We start from the raw sequence: 18214 nt of genomic DNA, 5'->3' as shown, positions 1-18214 counted from the left end.
GGTTAAGCTACCTACTTCTTTTGCAACCCACTCCCATGGTGTGACGGGCGGTGTGTACAAGGCCCGGGAACGTATTCACCGTGGCATTCTGATCCACGATTACTAGCGATTCCGACTTCACGGAGTCGAGTTGCAGACTCCGATCCGGACTACGACGCACTTTATGAGGTCCGCTTGCTCTCGCGAGGTCGCTTCTCTTTGTATGCGCCATTGTAGCACGTGTGTAGCCCTACTCGTAAGGGCCATGATGACTTGACGTCATCCCCACCTTCCTCCGGTTTATCACCGGCAGTCTCCTTTGAGTTCCCGACCGAATCGCTGGCAACAAAGGATAAGGGTTGCGCTCGTTGCGGGACTTAACCCAACATTTCACAACACGAGCTGACGACAGCCATGCAGCACCTGTCTCAGAGTTCCCGAAGGCACCAAAGCATCTCTGCTAAGTTCTCTGGATGTCAAGAGTAGGTAAGGTTCTTCGCGTTGCATCGAATTAAACCACATGCTCCACCGCTTGTGCGGGCCCCCGTCAATTCATTTGAGTTTTAACCTTGCGGCCGTACTCCCCAGGCGGTCGACTTAACGCGTTAGCTCCGGAAGCCACTCCTCAAGGGAACAACCTCCAAGTCGACATCGTTTACGGCGTGGACTACCAGGGTATCTAATCCTGTTTGCTCCCCACGCTTTCGCACCTGAGCGTCAGTCTTCGTCCAGGGGGCCGCCTTCGCCACCGGTATTCCTCCAGATCTCTACGCATTTCACCGCTACACCTGGAATTCTACCCCCCTCTACGAGACTCAAGCCTGCCAGTTTCAAATGCAGTTCCCAGGTTAAGCCCGGGGATTTCACATCTGACTTAACAGACCGCCTGCGTGCGCTTTACGCCCAGTAATTCCGATTAACGCTTGCACCCTCCGTATTACCGCGGCTGCTGGCACGGAGTTAGCCGGTGCTTCTTCTGCGGGTAACGTCAATCACTGCGGTTATTAACCACAATGCCTTCCTCCCCGCTGAAAGTACTTTACAACCCGAAGGCCTTCTTCATACACGCGGCATGGCTGCATCAGGCTTGCGCCCATTGTGCAATATTCCCCACTGCTGCCTCCCGTAGGAGTCTGGACCGTGTCTCAGTTCCAGTGTGGCTGGTCATCCTCTCAGACCAGCTAGGGATCGTCGCCTAGGTGGGCCGTTACCCCGCCTACTAGCTAATCCCATCTGGGTTCATCCGATAGTGAGAGGCCCGAAGGTCCCCCTCTTTGGTCTTGCGACGTTATGCGGTATTAGCCACCGTTTCCAGTGGTTATCCCCCTCTATCGGGCAGATCCCCAGACATTACTCACCCGTCCGCCACTCGTCACCCGAGAGCAAGCTCTCTGTGCTACCGTCCGACTTGCATGTGTTAGGCCTGCCGCCAGCGTTCAATCTGAGCCATGATCAAACTCTTCAATTTAAGTTTGATTTGCTGAAACCAGTTCAGCGGTGCTCATCTGTAAAACGTCATAATGAATTTCATTATGTGTTCACTCGTGAGACTTGATATTTTTTACGTCCGNNGACGCTGATATCAATCCTGCGAGTGCCCACACAGATTGTCTGATAAATTGTTAAAGAGCAGTGCGAACAGCGGGTTAACCGTCTGTCGCGAGGTGGCGTATATTACGCTTCCCTCCTTCAGAGTCAACTTCTTTTTCAGAAGTTTTTCTCCGGCGGCTCAGTTTCCTGAACCTCTCAACACCGCATTCCGTAAGCCGTTGTGCCGTGTCAGTGGAGGCGCATTATAGGGAAGCTTTCACAGAGCGCAAGTGCAAATTTAAACTTTTTTGCTGTTCGTCTGAAATTTGCACAAAAGCGCTGTTTTACGCGTTTTTAATGCGCGAAGGCAGCTCGGCAAGACTCGCGATGACCCAGTCAGCCAGGGCCTCACCTTCAGCCGTAACCGGCTTACCGCTGCGCACTAATACTTTTTTACCTACGCCAGCGGCCTGAGCGGCCTGCATATCTTCCAGTTTGTCACCTACCATATAAGAAGCAGCCATATCGATGTGCAGCTCCTTTTGTGCTGACAGCAACATCCCTGGCTGAGGTTTACGGCAGTCACACTGCTGGCGAAATTCTTCAATCGTCGCATCGGGGAGATGCGGACAGAAATAGATACCATCAAGATCGATATCCCGATCGGCCAAAGACCAGTCCATCCACTCGGTGAGCCGCATAAACTGATCTTCGCTAAACATACCGCGTGCAATGCCGGACTGGTTTGTTACGACCACCAGCGCAAAGCCCATCTTCTTTAACTGCTGTAATGCTTCAATGACGCCATCGATAAACTGGAAATTATCGATTTCATGGACATAGCCGTGATCAACATTGAGGGTGCCATCGCGATCGAGAAAAATGGCCGGGACTTGATTCGTCACGTAAAAACTCCTGCTATAAAAATTGCCGCTTAGTATCGCACGATTGCCATAAAAGGGAGAATGTCAGATTGAATCACTTCCATTGATTTAGACGTCTGGATGCCTTACCATCCATCCAGCTTATGCATGCTTTCATCTATGGAAGCACACCAGACCACGGACAATGCAAGACGATAATAAATAACGTAATGATTAAATTAGAAAATATCACCAAAGTGTTCCAGCAAGGTTCGCGTTCGATACAGGCTTTATCCAATGTCAGCCTGCATGTGCCTGCCGGACAAATCTATGGCGTCATCGGCGCATCCGGTGCCGGAAAAAGTACGCTGATTCGCTGCGTGAATCTGCTTGAACGCCCTACCTCAGGCCGGGTACTGGTTGACGGTGCGGATTTAACGGCGCTGAGTGAACGGCAGTTGACTCAGGCGCGTCGCCAGATTGGCATGATTTTTCAGCATTTTAACCTGATGAACTCCCGCACGGTATCTGGCAACGTTGCGCTGCCGTTAGAGCTGGGCAACCTCACCCGTGACGAGATTAAAAAGCGTGTGGCTGAACTGCTGGACCTGGTCGGTCTGGCTGATAAGCACGATGCCTGGCCGGCCAATCTTTCCGGTGGTCAGAAACAGCGTGTTGCCATTGCCCGTGCGCTGGCGAGCAATCCCAAGGTTCTGCTGTGCGATGAAGCCACCAGCGCGCTCGATCCAGCCACCACGCGTTCGATTCTTGAATTGCTCAAAGATATTAACCGTCGTCTCGGCCTGACCATTCTGTTGATTACGCATGAGATGGATGTCGTAAAGCGCATCTGCGATCAGGTCGCGGTGATCAGCCAAGGTGAGCTAATCGAAAAGGACAGCGTGAGCGAAGTCTTCTCGCATCCTAAAACGCCGCTGGCACAGCAGTTCATCCAGTCAACACTGCATCTGGATATTCCAGACGATTATCAACAGCGCCTTTCGCCTGAAGCTGGTCCTGACAGCATGCCGTTGCTGCGTATGGAATTCACCGGTCAGTCCGTTGATGCACCTTTGCTGTCTGAAGCCGCACGTCGTTTTAATATCAATAACAATATTATCAGTGCGCAGATGGATTACGCCGGCGGTGTGAAGTTCGGCATCATGCTGGCGGAAATTCACGGCAGTGAAAGCGATACACAAGCCGCTATTCAGTGGCTGCAAGAACATCATGTAAAAGTAGAGGTATTAGGTTATGTCTGAAGCGATGATTGCGTTGCTGGGGCGCGGCGTGTGGGAAACGTTGATGATGACCTTTGTCTCTGGCTTTTTCGGTTTCGTGCTGGGTTTACCGGTGGGCGTGCTGTTATACGTTACCCGTCCAGGGCAGATTCTTGAAAACAAAGGCTTGTACCGGGTGCTGTCGGCGCTGGTCAACATCTTCCGCTCTATTCCTTTTATTATCCTGCTGGTATGGATGATTCCGTTTACCCGCATTATTGTCGGCACCTCAATCGGTCTGCAGGCCGCCATCGTGCCGCTGACTGTGGGCGCAGCCCCGTTTATTGCCCGTATGGTTGAAAACGCGCTGTTGGAACTTCCGACCGGATTGATTGAAGCCTCACGCGCAATGGGCGCAACGCCGATGCAAATCGTCCGTAAAGTCCTGCTGCCTGAAGCGCTGCCTGGCCTGGTCAATGCTGCCACCATCACGCTGATTACGCTGGTTGGCTACTCCGCAATGGGCGGCGCAGTAGGCGCGGGCGGCCTGGGCCAGATTGGCTACCAATATGGTTATATCGGATATAACGCGACGGTGATGAATACGGTATTAGTGTTATTAGTCGTTTTGGTGTATCTCATACAATTCTGTGGTGACCGCATCGTGCGTGCTGTGTCCCATAAATAAGCAAGCAATATCACTCTTAAGGAAAGGATATGTCTTTCAAATTTAAAAAAATTGCCGCTGTGGGTGCATTAATTGGCGCGATTGCGCTGGCAGGATGCGATCAAAAAGCTAAAGATCCAAACCACATTAAAGTGGGTGTGATCGTAGGCGCAGAGCAGCAGGTTGCAGAAGCTGCGGCCAAAGTTGCTAAAGACAAGTATGGCCTGGATGTTGAGCTGGTCACGTTTAACGACTACGTGCTGCCTAACGAAGCGTTGAGTAAAGGCGATATTGATGTGAACGCCTTCCAGCACAAACCGTATCTGGATCAACAAATCAAAGATCGCGGTTACAAGCTGGTATCCGTTGGTAACTCTTTTGTTTATCCGATTGCTGGCTACTCGAAAAAAATCAAATCACTTGATCAACTGCAGGATGGCGCACAGGTGGCGATTCCTAATGACCCAACCAACCTGGGTCGCTCGCTGCTTCTGCTGCAGAAAGTTGGCCTGATTAAGCTGAAAGACGGTGTGGGCCTGCTGCCAACCTCACTGGATATCGTTGAGAATCCAAAACACCTGAAAATTGTTGAGCTGGAAGCACCGCAGCTGCCACGTTCACTGGACGATCAGCAAATTGCGCTGGCGGTGATCAATACCACTTACGCCAGCCAGATTGGCCTGACGCCGGCGAAAGATGGCATCTTTGTTGAAGACAAAGACTCACCTTACGTCAACCTGATTGTGGCACGTGAAGACAACAAAGACGCGGAAAACGTGAAGAAATTCGTTCAGGCTTATCAGTCTGACGAAGTTGCGGACGCCGCGAATAAAGTCTTTAACGGCGGCGCGGTTAAAGGCTGGTAATCCCGTCTGACATCTTCCCTCAGGGCGGCTTTTAGCCGCCCTTTCTGTTATTGCGCTTTGCTGACTTGTTATTTATCCGTGTCCTTGTTTCAATAACGCCACTTTTTGAAACTTGAGGATGTTGCCATGCGTTTTTTACCGCTCTGCTTGTTAGCATTGATGCTGACAGGGTGTGTTCGAGAGTACCACCCAATAAGCAGCGCACCTTCTCAGCCGCAGCAACCCAGCGAACCGACACGTAAGCCAACGTATCGACCCGCGCCTGTTAAGGTTTATACCGACGCTGCCGATCTGGTGAGCAAACCCTTCCGCGATCTGGGCGAAGTGTCCGCTGAAGATTGCCAGGTAAGCAACCAGAGTTCGCCCCCCAATATCGCTACCGCACGTAAACGTATGCAAATCAAAGCGTCACAGATGAAAGCCAATGCTGTGCTGCTGCATAAATGTGAAATCGTCAGCAGCACGCCAGGCTGCTACCGTCAGGCTGTTTGTCAGGGATCGGCGCTGAAAGTCACCAGTCAATGAGTGAATTCGCCTTTGCGCAAATCGGCGTGATCCGTTCACCATGGAAAGAGAAGTTCGCCGTGCCGCGCCAGCCGGGGCTGGTTCAGGATGGCGGCGGCGAACTGCATCTTTTGCCGCCTTACAATCAGGCGGATGCGGTGCGCGGCCTGGAAGACTTCAGCCATCTCTGGATACTGTTCGTTTTTCATCAGACCATGGACGGTGGCTGGCGTCCTACTGTGCGGCCGCCGCGCCTGGGCGGTAACGCCCGCATGGGCGTTTTTGCCACACGATCCACCTTTCGCCCCAACCCTGTTGGCATGTCGCTGGTTGAGCTCAAAGGCATTCGCTGCGAGAAACAACAGGTCATTCTGCAGTTGGGCAGTCTGGATTTGGTAGACGGTACACCGGTTGTCGATATCAAACCCTACCTGCCTTTTGCCGAAGCCCTGCCCCAGGCTCGTGCAGGTTTTGCCCAGTCCGCGCCGGAAAGCACCATGCCGGTCCGGTTTTCACCGCACGCCCAGCAGCAAATGCAACAACACGGCCGCTATCCCCATCTGGCAAGATTTATCAGCGAGGTACTCGCTCAGGATCCGCGGCCCGCTTACCGTAAAGGTGAAACCCAGGACCGGGAATATGCCGCCTGGCTACTGGAGTTTAATGTGCGCTGGCGCATTGATGAGGCAGGGACAGAAGTCGTGGCTATCGATCCGCGTTAAAACCCGCTTTTTAGCCAGTGATCTCACTGGTACACTAGCCGCCAGCAAATTTTTGTCTGTGAATTTCCGATCAACTGGAATCGTAATCAATGCGTACTACTCAATATCTGCTCTCTACTCAGAAAGAGACACCTTCTGACGCGGAAGTGATCAGCCATCAGCTGATGCTGCGTGCCGGAATGATCCGTAAACTGGCTTCGGGTTTATATACCTGGCTGCCAACCGGTCTGCGCGTATTAAAAAAAGTCGAAAACATCGTTCGTGAAGAAATGAACAACGCCGGTGCCATTGAGATTTCAATGCCTGTGGTCCAACCCGCAGACCTGTGGCAAGAGAGCGGGCGCTGGGAGCAGTACGGCCCAGAATTACTGCGTGTTGCGGATCGCCACGAGCGTCCGTTTGTGCTCGGCCCGACGCATGAAGAAGTGATTACCGATCTGATTCGCAATGAGCTGAGCTCATATAAGCAGCTGCCGCTGAATCTGTATCAAATCCAGACCAAATTCCGTGATGAAGTGCGCCCGCGCTTTGGCGTGATGCGTTCGCGTGAATTCATCATGAAAGATGCCTACTCTTTCCATACGACCCAGGAATCGCTGCAGGAAACCTATGACGCGATGTACCGCGCCTACAGCCAGATTTTCAGCCGTATGGGCCTGGATTTCCGCGCGGTGCAGGCTGATACCGGTTCGATTGGTGGAAGCGCGTCTCACGAATTCCAGGTACTGGCACAAAGTGGTGAAGATGATGTGATTTTCTCCACGGAGTCTGACTTCGCTGCCAACATTGAACTGGCTGAAGCCGTCGCGCCAGCTGGCGATCGTCCTGCGCCTGCAGAAGAGATGCGCCAGATCGATACGCCGAATGCCAAAACCATCGCAGAACTGGTGAGTCAGTTCCAGCTGCCGATTGAGAAAACCGTGAAAACCCTGATGGTTAAGGGAGCAGAAGAAAGCGGTCACGCATTGGTTGCGTTACTGGTTCGCGGCGATCACGAGCTGAATGAAATCAAGGCAGAAAAATCACCGCTTGTCGCTTCTCCCCTGACGTTCGCGACAGAAGACGAGATCCGCGCAGCGGTCGGTGCCGGTCCAGGCTCGCTCGGTCCGGTCGGGCTGAATATGCCGGTTATTGCCGACCGTACGGTGGCGAAGATGAGCGATTTCAGCGCCGGTGCCAACATTGATGGTAAACATTATTTCGGCATCAACTGGGAACGCGATCTTTCTATGGCGCAGGTGGCCGATATCCGCAACGTTGTGGAAGGCGACCTTAGTCCGGACGGCAAAGGTACATTGCAGATTAAACGCGGTATCGAAGTCGGCCATATTTTCCAGTTGGGCACCAAGTACTCCGAAGCGATGAAAGCCTCTGTACAGGGTGAGGATGGTCGTAACCAGGTCATGACCATGGGCTGTTACGGTATCGGTATTACCCGTGTCGTTGCCGCGGCCATCGAGCAAAACCATGACGATCGCGGCATCATCTGGCCTGCAGCACTGGCACCTTTTGAGGTGGCGATTCTGCCCATGAACATGCAGAAATCGTTCCGCGTGAAAGAGTTAGCAGAAGAGCTGTACAACACGCTGCGCGCCAAAGGCGTAGAAGTGATTCTGGACGATCGTAAAGAGCGTCCGGGTGTGATGTTTGCCGATATGGAACTGATTGGCGTACCGCACACCATCGTGATTGGCGACCGCAATCTTGATAATCACGAGATTGAGTATAAAGCCCGTCGTACCGGTGAGAAACAGATGATCAAGCAGGATGAGATTGTCGGGTTCCTGCTTAACGCACTGAATAAGTAACGCCCTCAAAACGCCCCTTCATGGGGCGTTTTTATTCCCCGCTGAATAACGCCCTGCTCTGTCGCTTATTTACGCTTTCAGAACCCACAGACACGTATTGCGGTTATTAAGTCCCGCGCGCACGAGCATCTAAGCGTTATTGCACCTTGCCGCGCAGCGCTTTGGTACTACTGCGACGCGACTTGCCTTCCAGCCTGCGCTCTTTCGAAGCGCGCGTAGGCCGCGTTGACCGCCGGACTTTCTCTACCGTGGTAAGCTCACGAATCAGGTTGATCAGCCGCTGCAGTGCCGCTTCCCGGTTCATCTCCTGACTACGGTATTCCTGCGCCTTAATGATGACGGTTCCCTCACCCGTAATTAAATGATGGCTGGCATTTAACAGCCGCTCTTTATAGAACGGTGGCAAGGACGAGGCGGCAATGTCAAAACGCAGATGAATGGCGGTGCTGGTTTTATTCACATGCTGACCGCCGGAACCCTGCGCCCGAATGGCCGTCAGCTCAATTTCACTGTCCGGCAGCTCCACGTTACGTGACAGCATAATCATCTGCCACCTGCCTGCGTCCAATTCGTGTGTTTTTGTCCTGGGCTGTTCATCAACTTAACCTTTCGTGCTTTATCCTGAGTCGTCTGATACTGCATAGCCAGCTACTTTAGCAGTGATTTGCGCGTTGTTCCTGCTTTTGCCTGGCTGATTTTCTGGAAATGCCTGTGATATAGTCGCTAATCAACCAGGGTATTTATGCTCTGCTGAGGAGGTGCCTGTGCAAAAATATTGTGAGTTAGTTCGCCAAAAATATGCCGAAATCGGCAGCGGGGATCTGGGATATGTACCCGATGCCATAGGCTGCGCCTTAAAAGCGCTTGATGATATTGCCGCGAATGCTGCGCTAAATGCTTCTCTCAGGGAACAGGCGGCCTATGCCGCCGCAAACTTATTGGTGAGCGACTATGTTGATGAATGAAGCTTATAAACCCATCAATTGCGATGACTACGATAATCTGGAACTCGCCTGCCAAAAAAACTGGATGCTGACGCTGGAGTTGAAAGATGGCGAACAGCTCAAGGCCAAGGCCAGGGATATTCTTTCACGTAAAAACGTTGAGTACCTGGCGATTGATCTTTCCGGTGAAACACGCGAGCTACGTCTCGACCACATTGCCAGCTTTAGCCATCCTGAACTTGGCACCGTTGTTGTCAGCGAAGAGTAATTCACTTCCCGTCGGGCGGGATGCACTCCCGCCCATCTCATCAAGGTTTTAACGCACTGTAGTACGCGGCTAAGTTTGCCATATCGTCATCACTTAAGCCTGCGACAAACGCCTTCATCACTTCAGCCTGACCGCCGCTTCGTTCCCCTTTTTTATAAGCCTGTAGCGCATGATTAAGATAAGCGGCATTTTGCCCGGCCAGATTAGGATAAAGGGGCGCGGTCGCTTTCCCCTGTGCCCCGTGGCAGGCCATGCAGGCGGCCGAACGTTGTTCGCCCGCTTTCACATCGCCTGCGGCGTGGGCCGGTAAGACGGTTAGCAGCAGCAAGGCTGCTAGTCGTTGTATCATCACGGCGCTCCCGTCGTTTTCTGCCAGTTGACTTGCCAGCCATGGGCATCCTGACTTGCACCCTCACGGGTGACAAACAGCCCGGGCGCGCTAATCAGTGTCTGATTAAAGTAAATTAATGGAATGCGCGTACGCTGCCAGGGGGGAATATTCAGCATCTGCCAGATTTTCTTTATGTCACGTCCCCCTGTGCGATTCACAATATGAACATAGCCTGTTGCGTAAAACCGCACGAATACCTGCTCCTCCGGCTGTGGACAGCGAAGCGTACTCACGTTTTTTTCGGACGTGAGTACGCCCAGGTTCTGCGGTAAAACCAGGGGCTGATTGAGGTCAGGCCATGCCATTTCACAGTCGGTTAAGGACGCGCTGAGAGGCAAGCGGTAAAGCTGCTGGCGGTAGCGACGGATCTCGTGGTTCCCTAACGTTAACCGCGGCTGGGCGTCCTCCCGGCAGAGCATGACGTCCTGACGAATACGGCGTAATGCTTCCCGCGAGGGCATCTTCTCACCCTGTCTGGCCAGCCAGCGACGCAACAGGGCATTCCCTTTCGCCTCACTCATGGTCAGTAACGGCGTAAAGCACAGGCTACCGTCGGGTTGTATTAGCTCGCTGAGTTGCCCGGCCAGCAATTCATCCAGGAGTTGCTCCTGCTCACCACACAAGGCGGCACTGCGTGCCGTCGCCTCGGCAAAATGCGGCCAGCGGCTCAGTACCGCAGGTAATAGCTGCTGACGTAAAAAGTTGCGGTCATAACGCAGATCCTGATTACTTTCATCCTCGACCCAGGTCAGTTGGTGCGCGTCGGCATACTGCTCCAGGCTCAGGCGGGAATGGTGTAGCAGTGGTCTTAATAAGGGATGTCCGGCAAGCGTGGTCAGCATCGGCATGGCCGCCAGGCCCGCCGGGCCGCTGCCGCGCTTCAGCGCCAGGAGCAGCGTTTCACACTGATCGTCCAGATGCTGCGCAGTCAGCAGCTTTTCATCCTCGTGGAGTGCCTGGCTCAGTGCCTGATAACGCGCCTGACGCGCCGCCGCTTCGATGCCCTGTCCCTTCTCCGCGATCTGCACACGCAGAACGTCACAGGGGATCTGCCACTGTTCGCACACATTCAGGCAGTGCGCCGCCCAGTCATCGGCATTCCGGCTGAGGCCATGGTGCACATGCAGCGCACGTAGCCGGGATAACGGATGACGTTGCTGCCAGGCCCGAAGCTGATGCAGCAGGACGGTCGAATCCAGGCCACCGCTAAAGGCCACGACCAGCGCGTCACGCTCATTCAGCAGTGCGTCGAAATCAGACATGATGTCAATCCATGAGACGGCTAGCGGTGTAGCCATAAAGTCGCTATTTTACGCTTGATAGAGTTCCAGCGGCAAACCATCCGGATCGGCAAAGAACGTACAGGGTTTACCGGTCAGCGCATCGATGCGAATCGGTTCACATGTTACGCCCTGGCTCGTCAGATAATCTGCCGCGGCCTCGACATCCGGTACGCTAAAGGCCAGATGACGTAAGCCGCAGGCTTCCGGTTGACTGACGCGGGCAGGCGGCGCCGGAAAAGAAAACAGCTCAATCGTATACTGGCCGTTCAATGCCAGATCCCCTTTCCAGGAATCACGCGCTTCACGGTAGTGCTCGCTTTGCAATTCAAAGCCCAGAATGTCGCAGTAAAAAGCTTTACTGCGCGGGTAGTCAGACGCAATGATGGCGATGTGATGGATGTGCGTTAGCTGCAGCATGTTTGCTCCCTGTTAAACATTGATATCCTGGTATTCAGCCTGTTTCAGCACACGAACCCGATACTCACCCTCTTCGGTTAAGGTCGCGCCGTGAATATCTGTCTCAAAGCCGGGATAATGGCGTCCAATGCTACACAGCATTAACAGGAAGTCGAGTACGGCGCGACTTTGTTCTGTGATCATTTCACCGGGCATTACCAGCGGGACACCGGGAGGATAAGGCAGGATCATGTTGGCGGAGATGCGGCCCACCAGCGCATTGATGCTCACCGTTTCAATATTGCCTTTGACCTGCTGCTGAAAAGCCTGATGCGGCGTCATTTTCATTTCGGGTAAGACATCAAACGCTTTCAACATGAGCCTGGGTAGATCATGTTGCTGGATGAGACGATGAATCCCCTGCGCCAGCGTCTGAATACGCATGTTACGGTAAAAATCAGGATCTTCCGCATAGAGATCCGGCAACATATTTTTGACCCGAAGATTGAGATCGTAGGCGCGCTTAAATTCCGTTAATCCCCGCAGCACGCTCATCGCCTTGGTTTTATCGATGCCGATGCTGAAGAGGAACAGCAGATTGTAAGGGCCGGTTTTTTCAACCACAATCCCGCGCTCATCCAAAAATTTTGCCACCAGCGCGGCCGGAATCCCCTCTTCTGCCATCTCGCCCAGCTCGCTCATGCCCGGTGTCAGAATGGTCACTTTGATCGGATCAAGGTACATATGATCGCGATCGGCCTGGGTAAATCCATGCCAGTCTTCTTCCCCCCGGCTGGATCGGCCAGCACTGGGCTTCATCGACGTGTTCAGGCTGCCAGATATCAAAAAACCAGCTGTCGCACTCCTCTCGCAACCGCTGTATCTCGCGACGAAAGTGCAGTGCGCGTTCCACTGAGCGATTGATAAGCCTTTTACCCGGATTCCCCCGCAGCATCGCCGCCGCCGTCTCAATGGATGAAACGATGGCGTAGTTGGGTGAGGTGGTGGTGTGCATCATGTAGGCTTCATTAAACGTCTGCTCGTCATACTCGCCTTTAATATGAATCAGCGACGCCTGAGAAAACGCTGCCAGCAGTTTATGCGTGGACTGGGTTTCATAAAAGACTTTACCCGGCACCCGCTCGCCACTCATGCCGCTTTTTCCCTCATAGATAGGATGGAAATTAGTATAAGGAACCCAGGCAGAATCAAAGTGGATCGATGGCACGTCCAGCGTTTGTTTGATGTATTGCGTGTTGTAGAGCAAACCATCATAGGTCGAGTTGGTGATCACCGCATGGACCGGCCAGCTTGCGCGCGGCGTGGCGGCGACCTTCTGCTCGATGCTGGCACGGGTGAATTCTTTTTGCGGAATCCCGCCCAGAATGCCTAATGCGTTACGTGTCGGTTTCAGCCAGACAGGGATCAAATCGCTCATCATCAACAGGTGGGTGAGCGATTTATGGCAGTTGCGATCCACCAGTATGGTGCTGCCTGCCGGTGCCGCATACATCCCCACGATCTTATTCGAGGTCGAGGTACCGTTAGTCACCATATAACTTTGTTCTGCACCAAAGGTTCTGGCGATGTACTCCTCAGCGTCGAGATGCGGCCCGGTATGATCAAGTAGCGAGCCCAGTTCCGTTACCGAAATGGAGATATCGGACTTCAGCGTATTAGCGCCAAAAAAGTCATAGAACAAACAGCCGACCGGGCTTTTCTGGAAGGCGGTGCCGGCCATATGGCCTGGCGTACAGAAGGTGTACTTCCCCTCTTTCACATAGGTAAACAACGCTTTGGTTAACGGCGGTGTAATGTTGTCGAGGTAGTCATCCGTGTACTGGCGAATGTGTAAGGCGATATCCTCGGCGGCATTCAGCGCGTACTCAAAGAAATGCAGGGGCAAACGCATTTCGTTGATACTGATATCCATCTGAGAATGGGTATTGATAAAGGCATACAGCGGCAGATGTTCATTGAGCTGATTAATTTCGCCGCACAGCTCCGGGCTGTTGTGCTCATCCCAGTCAAAAATGACACCGCTGATTCGGGGATTGTGCTCAATGAGCTTGAGCAAATCGTCATGATTTTTGGGATGGATAAGTTGAAAACCTTGCTGACTCAGTGCGACTTCCAGCTCGCGTAAGGGTTCATCTTTGAAAAACACGCCGTGCGCGCCCATGATCGCCAGAATATTCAATGCACATCTCCCTGATTGTTGAGGCATTGAGTAAGCATAGCGAATCATACCGCTATACTGCAGTCAGATTAGTGGCATAAAAAAAGCGGACCGAAGTCCGCTTTAGCTTGATGAGGCTGAATCAGGCGTAACCGTAGCTCATCAGCCGTTGATAACGGCGATCTAACAGCTCTTCGGTGCTGAGTCCTTCCAGATCGGCCAGATCGGCCAACAGTTGCTTTTTCAGCGACTGTGCCATTTCAACCGGGTGACGATGTGCACCGCCCAGTGGCTCAGGGATAACCGAATCAATCAGCTTTAGCTCTTTCAGACGCGGAGCGGTAATGCCCATCGCTTCTGCAGCCAGCGGCGCTTTATCGGCGCTTTTCCACAGAATTGAGGCACAGCCTTCCGGAGAGATGACAGAATACGTGCTGTACTGGAGCATGTTAACTTTGTCACCAACACCAATCGCCAGCGCGCCACCTGACCCGCCTTCACCGATGACCGTACAAATCACCGGCACTTTCAGACCTGACATTTCCCGCAGATTACGGGCAATCGCTTCAGACTGACCGCGCTCTTCCGCGCCGACACCGGGATAAGCACCCGGCGTATCGATAAAGGTGAGGATAGGCATCTTAAAGCGTTCAGCCATTTCCATCAGGCGCAGCGCTTTGCGATAGCCTTCTGGTGCTGGCATACCAAAATTACGGCGAATCTTCTCTTTGGTTTCACGTCCTTTCTGGTGACCAATGATCATGACCGGGCGACCATCGAGTCGCGCAATCCCGCCCACAATGGCTTTGTCATCCGCATAAGCACGGTCACCCGCCAGCTCATCGAAATCGTCAAAGGCATTGCGCACATAATCAAAGGTATAAGGACGTAATGGATGACGTGCCAGTTGCGCAATCTGCCATGCGCCCAAATCGGCGAAGATTTTACGGGTCAGCTCAACGCTTTTCTCGCGCAGTCGCTTCACTTCTTCGTCGAGATTGACGTGTTTATCGTCCTGACGACCAATCGAGGTAAGCGAATCAATTTTCGCTTCCAGTTCTGCAATTGGCTGTTCAAAATCCAGGTAATTAAGACTCATAATGTTCCTGTTTTAGTCAAACTCCAGTTCCACCTGCTCCGACCCAATTAACGACCGCAAATCGTTGAGTAAACGATCGCTGGGCGAAATTCGCCACGCTGCACCAAAGCGTAGCTTCGCTCGCGCGTCGGCTCTCTGATAGTAGAGATGCACCGGAATTGTCCCTGAACGATGAGGTTCCAGGGACTGACGGAGTCGGTTTAATAGCTGGTCATCAATTTGCCTGTCCGTCAGCGAGATAGCAAGTCCGCGCGCGTATTTTTCGCGCGCTTCGTCGATGTCCATGACTTCCCGGGCGGTCATTTTAAGCCCACCGCTGAAGTCATCAAAGCTGACCTGTCCGCTAACGATCAGGATACGGTCTTTCTCCAGCAGTTGCTGGTATTTATCTAACGCATCGGTAAATAACATGACTTCGAGACGACCAGAGCGATCGTCAAGTGTACAAATACCAATTCGGTTGCCGCGTTTGGTCACCATTACACGCGCCGCAATCACCAGACCTGCCGCGACGGTAATCTTACCACGATCGGTAGGATGCATATCTTTCAAACGCATCCCGCCAACGTAACGCTCAATTTCTTTTAAATACTGGTTAATGGGATGGCCGGTAAGATACAACCCAAGGGTTTCTCGCTCACCATCCAACTGCACCTGTTCTGGCCAGGGCGTAACGCTGGCATAAGACTGTTCGACCTGTTCAGGCTCGTCGGCCAGCACGCCAAACATATCCGCCTGGCCGATGGCTTCGGCTTTCGCATGTTGATCCGCCGCTTTCAGCGCATCGTTCAGCGCACTCATCAAGGCAGCACGATGCGGCCCCAGACGATCAAAGGCACCGGACATGATCAGCTTTTCCATAACCCGACGGTTGATCTTTTTGGTGTCAGTGCGCGCGCACAGATCGAACAGTTCACGGAAGTAACCGCCCTCATTACGCGCATCAATGATCGCTTCGATCGGGCCTTCACCCACGCCTTTAATCGCGCCAATGCCGTAAACGATCTCGCCTTCATCGTTCACGTGGAACTGATACAGCCCTGAGTTAATATCCGGCGGCAAGACTTTCAGCCCCATGCGCCAGCATTCGTCCACCAGGCCAACCACTTTTTCGGTGTTGTCCATATCGGCCGTCATTACCGCCGCCATAAACTCAGCCGGGTAATGCGCTTTCAGCCACAGCGTTTGGTAGGACACCAGCGCATAAGCAGCAGAGTGCGATTTGTTAAAACCATATCCAGCAAATTTCTCTACCAGATCGAAGATTTTCATCGACAGTTCACCGTCGATGCCCATTGTTTCCGCGCCGTCTTTAAATATTGAGCGCTGCTCAGCCATCTCTTCGGGTTTCTTTTTACCCATGGCGCGTCGCAGCATATCCGCCCCGCCAAGCGTATAGCCTGACAGGACCTGGGCGATCTGCATGACCTGTTCCTGGTAAAGGATGATGCCATAGGTTGGCTCAAGTACCGGCTTCAGGCTTTCATGCTGCCACTGGATATCAGGATAGGAGATGGCTTCACGACCATGCTTACGGTCGATAAAGTTATCCACCATGCCCGACTGCAACGGGCCAGGGCGGAACAGCGCCACCAGAGCGATCATATCTTCGAAGCAGTCAGGTTTCAGGCGCTTAATCAGATCTTTCATGCCGCGCGATTCAAGCTGGAAGACCGCCGTGGTCTCCGCGCGCTGCAGCATATCAAAGCTCTTTTTGTCTTCCAGCGGGATGGTGGCGATATCAATCGGCGGCAGACCCTGCTTTTCACGGCGCGGGTTAATCATCTTCAGCGCCCAGTCAATAATGGTGAGCGTGCGTAGTCCCAGGAAGTCGAACTTCACCAGACCGGCATATTCCACATCATTTTTATCGAACTGCGTAACCGGATACTGTCCGTTTTCGTCACAGTAAAGCGGCGCAAAATCGGTGATTTTCGTTGGCGCGATAACCACACCACCCGCATGTTTACCGGCGTTGCGCGTTACCCCTTCCAGCTTGCGCGCCATATCGATCAGCGCTTTGACCTCTTCATCTGCCTCATAGATTTCCGGCAGTTGCGGTTCCGCAGCAAAGGCTTTTTCCAGCGTCATGCCGGGATCGGGCGGCACCAGTTTTGAAATACGATCGACGAAACCATAAGGATGGCCCAGTACGCGACCGACATCCCGAATCACCGCTTTCGCCGCCATCGTTCCGAAGGTAATGATCTGGGACACGGCTTCGCGGCCGTACATGTCGGCAACGTGTTCAATTACCTGGTCGCGTTTTTCCATGCAGAAATCGACGTCGAAGTCGGGCATGGAGACACGTTCCGGGTTCAGGAAGCGTTCGAACAGCAGGTCAAACTCCAGCGGATCAAGATCGGTGATCTTGAGTGCATAGGCCACCAACGATCCCGCACCTGAACCACGTCCCGGACCGACCGGCACGCCATTGTCTTTGGACCACTGGATAAATTCCATCACGATCAGGAAGTAGCCCGGAAAACCCATCTGGTTGATGACGTTAAGCTCGACCTCAAGACGCTCGTCGTATTCTGGACGCTTCTCTGCGCGCTCGGCTTCGTCAGGGAACAGCATCGCCAGACGCTCTTCCAGCCCTTCCCGTGATTTCACCACCAGAAAGTCTTCGGTGGTCATATCGCCGGTAGGGAACTGAGGCAGGAAGTACTCACCCAGTCGTACCGTCACATTACAACGCTTAGCAATCTCTACGCTGTTTTCCAGCGCTTCCGGGATGTCTGCGAACAACTCACACATCTCTTCTTCACTGCGCATATATTGCTGAGGGCTGTAGTTGCGCGGACGCTTAGGATCGTCGAGCGTGTAACCATCATGAATGGCAACCCGGATCTCATGGGCATCGAAATCTTCTTCATTGATGAAGCAGACTTCGTTAGTGGCAACAACCGGGATTCCTTCTGCAATCGCCAGCTCAACCGCCGCATGCAGGTAGCTCTCTTCGTCAGGACGACCGGTACGGATCAACTCCAGGAAGTAGCGATCGGCAAAGTGTTGCTGGTAGAAAGCCAGGCAATCCGACACCAGGGTACTGTTACCGCGCAGCAGACTACGGCCCACATCCCCGCGTCGCCCGCCTGACAGCAGAATCAGTCCTTCCTGCAGTTCAGCCAGCCAGTCGCGATCGATAATGGGGCCGGCAATACCGTATCCCCGTTGGTAAGCACGAGAGATCAGCAGCGTCAGATTTTGATAGCCGGTGTTATTGGTCGCCAGCACGGTAATCTGGGTCAGTTCATCGCCCATTAACTCGCTGGCAACGTTAAAATCTGCCCCGATAATTGGTTTAACCCCTGCGCTATGCGCACCACCGTAAAATTTCACCAGACCGCAAAGGTTGGTGAAGTCGGTAATCGCAATGGCTGGCATACCAAGCGCAGCCGCTTTCTTAACCAACGGCCCGGTTTTCGCCAGACCGTCGACCATTGAATAGTCGCTATGAACGCGCAGATGTATAAAACGAGGTTCGGCCAT

The 18214-nt window shown here is 53.1% G+C and carries 15 protein-coding genes, 1 rRNA gene and 1 pseudogene; 8 read left to right on the top strand and 9 right to left on the bottom strand.

Annotation, left to right across the window (positions count from 1 at the left end):
• Positions 1 to 1447: ribosomal RNA gene (locus tag CMR03_RS16975) — 16S ribosomal RNA — on the bottom strand; the annotation flags it as partial.
• A 406-nt stretch (positions 1448 to 1853) separates the two neighbouring features.
• Positions 1854 to 2414 (bottom strand): D-glycero-beta-D-manno-heptose 1,7-bisphosphate 7-phosphatase, encoded by a 561-nt coding sequence (gene gmhB / locus CMR03_RS16970; RefSeq protein WP_063878497.1) that lies wholly within the window; start codon positions 2412 to 2414, stop codon positions 1854 to 1856.
• Positions 2415 to 2602: 188 nt separating this feature from the next.
• On the opposite strand from gmhB, the gene metN reads away from it, so the two are divergent.
• The 6 genes from metN (at position 2603) to proS (ending at position 8159) form a co-directional block, all read left to right on the top strand.
• On the top strand, positions 2603 to 3634 hold the full coding sequence (gene metN, locus CMR03_RS16965; RefSeq protein WP_063878496.1) for a methionine ABC transporter ATP-binding protein MetN: 1032 nt from the start codon (positions 2603 to 2605) through the stop codon (positions 3632 to 3634).
• A complete protein-coding gene (locus tag CMR03_RS16960) occupies positions 3627 to 4280 on the top strand; it encodes a methionine ABC transporter permease MetI (RefSeq protein ID WP_013024713.1) in 654 nt (217 codons plus the stop codon). Before metN ends, CMR03_RS16960 begins: the two co-directional genes overlap by 8 nt.
• Positions 4281 to 4309: 29 nt before the next feature.
• A complete protein-coding gene (locus CMR03_RS16955; protein ID WP_014592975.1) occupies positions 4310 to 5125 on the top strand; it encodes a MetQ/NlpA family lipoprotein in 816 nt (271 codons plus the stop codon).
• Positions 5126 to 5251: 126 nt separating this feature from the next.
• Positions 5252 to 5650: an Rcs stress response system protein RcsF gene (gene rcsF / locus CMR03_RS16950; protein WP_063878495.1), complete on the top strand. Its 399-nt coding sequence runs from the start codon at positions 5252 to 5254 to the stop codon at positions 5648 to 5650.
• A complete protein-coding gene (tsaA, locus tag CMR03_RS16945) occupies positions 5647 to 6351 on the top strand; it encodes a tRNA (N6-threonylcarbamoyladenosine(37)-N6)-methyltransferase TrmO (protein ID WP_096012113.1) in 705 nt (234 codons plus the stop codon). The genes rcsF and tsaA overlap by 4 nt, the downstream gene beginning before the upstream one ends.
• An 89-nt stretch (positions 6352 to 6440) precedes the next feature.
• Positions 6441 to 8159, top strand: a complete 1719-nt coding sequence (gene proS / locus CMR03_RS16940; RefSeq protein ID WP_096012112.1) for a proline--tRNA ligase — start codon at positions 6441 to 6443, stop codon at positions 8157 to 8159.
• Positions 8160 to 8295: 136 nt separating this feature from the next.
• Here proS and arfB read toward each other — a convergent pair whose 3' ends face one another.
• Positions 8296 to 8706 carry an alternative ribosome rescue aminoacyl-tRNA hydrolase ArfB gene (gene arfB, locus CMR03_RS16935; RefSeq protein WP_063878492.1) on the bottom strand — a complete coding sequence of 137 codons (411 nt, stop codon included), beginning with the start codon at positions 8704 to 8706 and terminating at the stop codon, positions 8296 to 8298.
• A gap of 217 nt (positions 8707 to 8923) precedes the next feature.
• Here arfB and CMR03_RS16930 point away from each other — a divergent pair, with 217 nt between their 5' ends.
• On the top strand, positions 8924 to 9124 hold the full coding sequence (locus tag CMR03_RS16930) for a YaeP family protein (RefSeq protein WP_063878491.1): 201 nt from the start codon (positions 8924 to 8926) through the stop codon (positions 9122 to 9124).
• Entirely contained in the window at positions 9111 to 9371 is a 261-nt protein-coding gene (gene rof / locus CMR03_RS16925; protein ID WP_063878490.1) for a Rho-binding antiterminator, read from the top strand. The genes CMR03_RS16930 and rof overlap by 14 nt, the downstream gene beginning before the upstream one ends.
• Positions 9372 to 9411: 40 nt before the next feature.
• On the opposite strand, the gene CMR03_RS16920 is transcribed toward rof, so the two are convergent.
• The 6 genes and pseudogenes from CMR03_RS16920 to dnaE form a co-directional block, all read right to left on the bottom strand.
• A complete protein-coding gene (locus CMR03_RS16920; protein WP_181377171.1) occupies positions 9412 to 9720 on the bottom strand; it encodes a c-type cytochrome in 309 nt (102 codons plus the stop codon).
• Positions 9720 to 11024 carry a tRNA lysidine(34) synthetase TilS gene (gene tilS / locus CMR03_RS16915; protein WP_096012111.1) on the bottom strand — a complete coding sequence of 435 codons (1305 nt, stop codon included), beginning with the start codon at positions 11022 to 11024 and terminating at the stop codon, positions 9720 to 9722. The genes CMR03_RS16920 and tilS overlap by 1 nt, the downstream gene beginning before the upstream one ends.
• 48 nt (positions 11025 to 11072) lie before the next feature.
• Complete coding sequence (locus CMR03_RS16910; protein WP_096012110.1) at positions 11073 to 11462, bottom strand: VOC family protein; 390 nt, start codon at positions 11460 to 11462, stop codon at positions 11073 to 11075.
• A gap of 12 nt (positions 11463 to 11474) precedes the next feature.
• Positions 11475 to 13641: pseudogene (locus CMR03_RS16905) on the bottom strand (lysine decarboxylase LdcC).
• Between the two features lie 121 nt (positions 13642 to 13762).
• Positions 13763 to 14719 (bottom strand): acetyl-CoA carboxylase carboxyl transferase subunit alpha, encoded by a 957-nt coding sequence (gene accA, locus CMR03_RS16900; RefSeq protein WP_063878486.1) that lies wholly within the window; start codon positions 14717 to 14719, stop codon positions 13763 to 13765.
• Between the two features lie 12 nt (positions 14720 to 14731).
• Complete coding sequence (gene dnaE / locus CMR03_RS16895; protein WP_063878485.1) at positions 14732 to 18214, bottom strand: DNA polymerase III subunit alpha; 3483 nt, start codon at positions 18212 to 18214, stop codon at positions 14732 to 14734.

This window comes from Pantoea allii, assembly GCF_002307475.1.
Lineage (GTDB): Bacteria > Pseudomonadota > Gammaproteobacteria > Enterobacterales > Enterobacteriaceae > Pantoea > Pantoea allii.
The sequence above is the reverse complement of the archived record's forward strand: the minus strand, read 5'-3'. Positions and strand labels throughout refer to the sequence as shown.

Bases quoted from the DNA above. Each gene is read 5' to 3' on its own strand.
- tsaA (WP_096012113.1), top strand. From the start codon at position 5,647: ATGAGTGAATTCGCCTTTGCGCAAATCGGCGTGATCCGTTCACCATGG.
- rof (WP_063878490.1), top strand. From the start codon at position 9,111: ATGTTGATGAATGAAGCTTATAAACCCATCAATTGCGATGACTACGAT.
- CMR03_RS16910 (WP_096012110.1), bottom strand. From the start codon at position 11,462: ATGCTGCAGCTAACGCACATCCATCACATCGCCATCATTGCGTCTGAC.
- accA (WP_063878486.1), bottom strand. From the start codon at position 14,719: ATGAGTCTTAATTACCTGGATTTTGAACAGCCAATTGCAGAACTGGAA.
- metN (WP_063878496.1), top strand. From the start codon at position 2,603: ATGATTAAATTAGAAAATATCACCAAAGTGTTCCAGCAAGGTTCGCGT.
- CMR03_RS16955 (WP_014592975.1), top strand. From the start codon at position 4,310: ATGTCTTTCAAATTTAAAAAAATTGCCGCTGTGGGTGCATTAATTGGC.
- proS (WP_096012112.1), top strand. From the start codon at position 6,441: ATGCGTACTACTCAATATCTGCTCTCTACTCAGAAAGAGACACCTTCT.
- dnaE (WP_063878485.1), bottom strand. From the start codon at position 18,214: ATGGCCGAACCTCGTTTTATACATCTGCGCGTTCATAGCGACTATTCA.
- tilS (WP_096012111.1), bottom strand. From the start codon at position 11,024: ATGTCTGATTTCGACGCACTGCTGAATGAGCGTGACGCGCTGGTCGTG.
- CMR03_RS16920 (WP_181377171.1), bottom strand. From the start codon at position 9,720: ATGATACAACGACTAGCAGCCTTGCTGCTGCTAACCGTCTTACCGGCC.
- arfB (WP_063878492.1), bottom strand. From the start codon at position 8,706: ATGATTATGCTGTCACGTAACGTGGAGCTGCCGGACAGTGAAATTGAG.
- CMR03_RS16960 (WP_013024713.1), top strand. From the start codon at position 3,627: ATGTCTGAAGCGATGATTGCGTTGCTGGGGCGCGGCGTGTGGGAAACG.
- rcsF (WP_063878495.1), top strand. From the start codon at position 5,252: ATGCGTTTTTTACCGCTCTGCTTGTTAGCATTGATGCTGACAGGGTGT.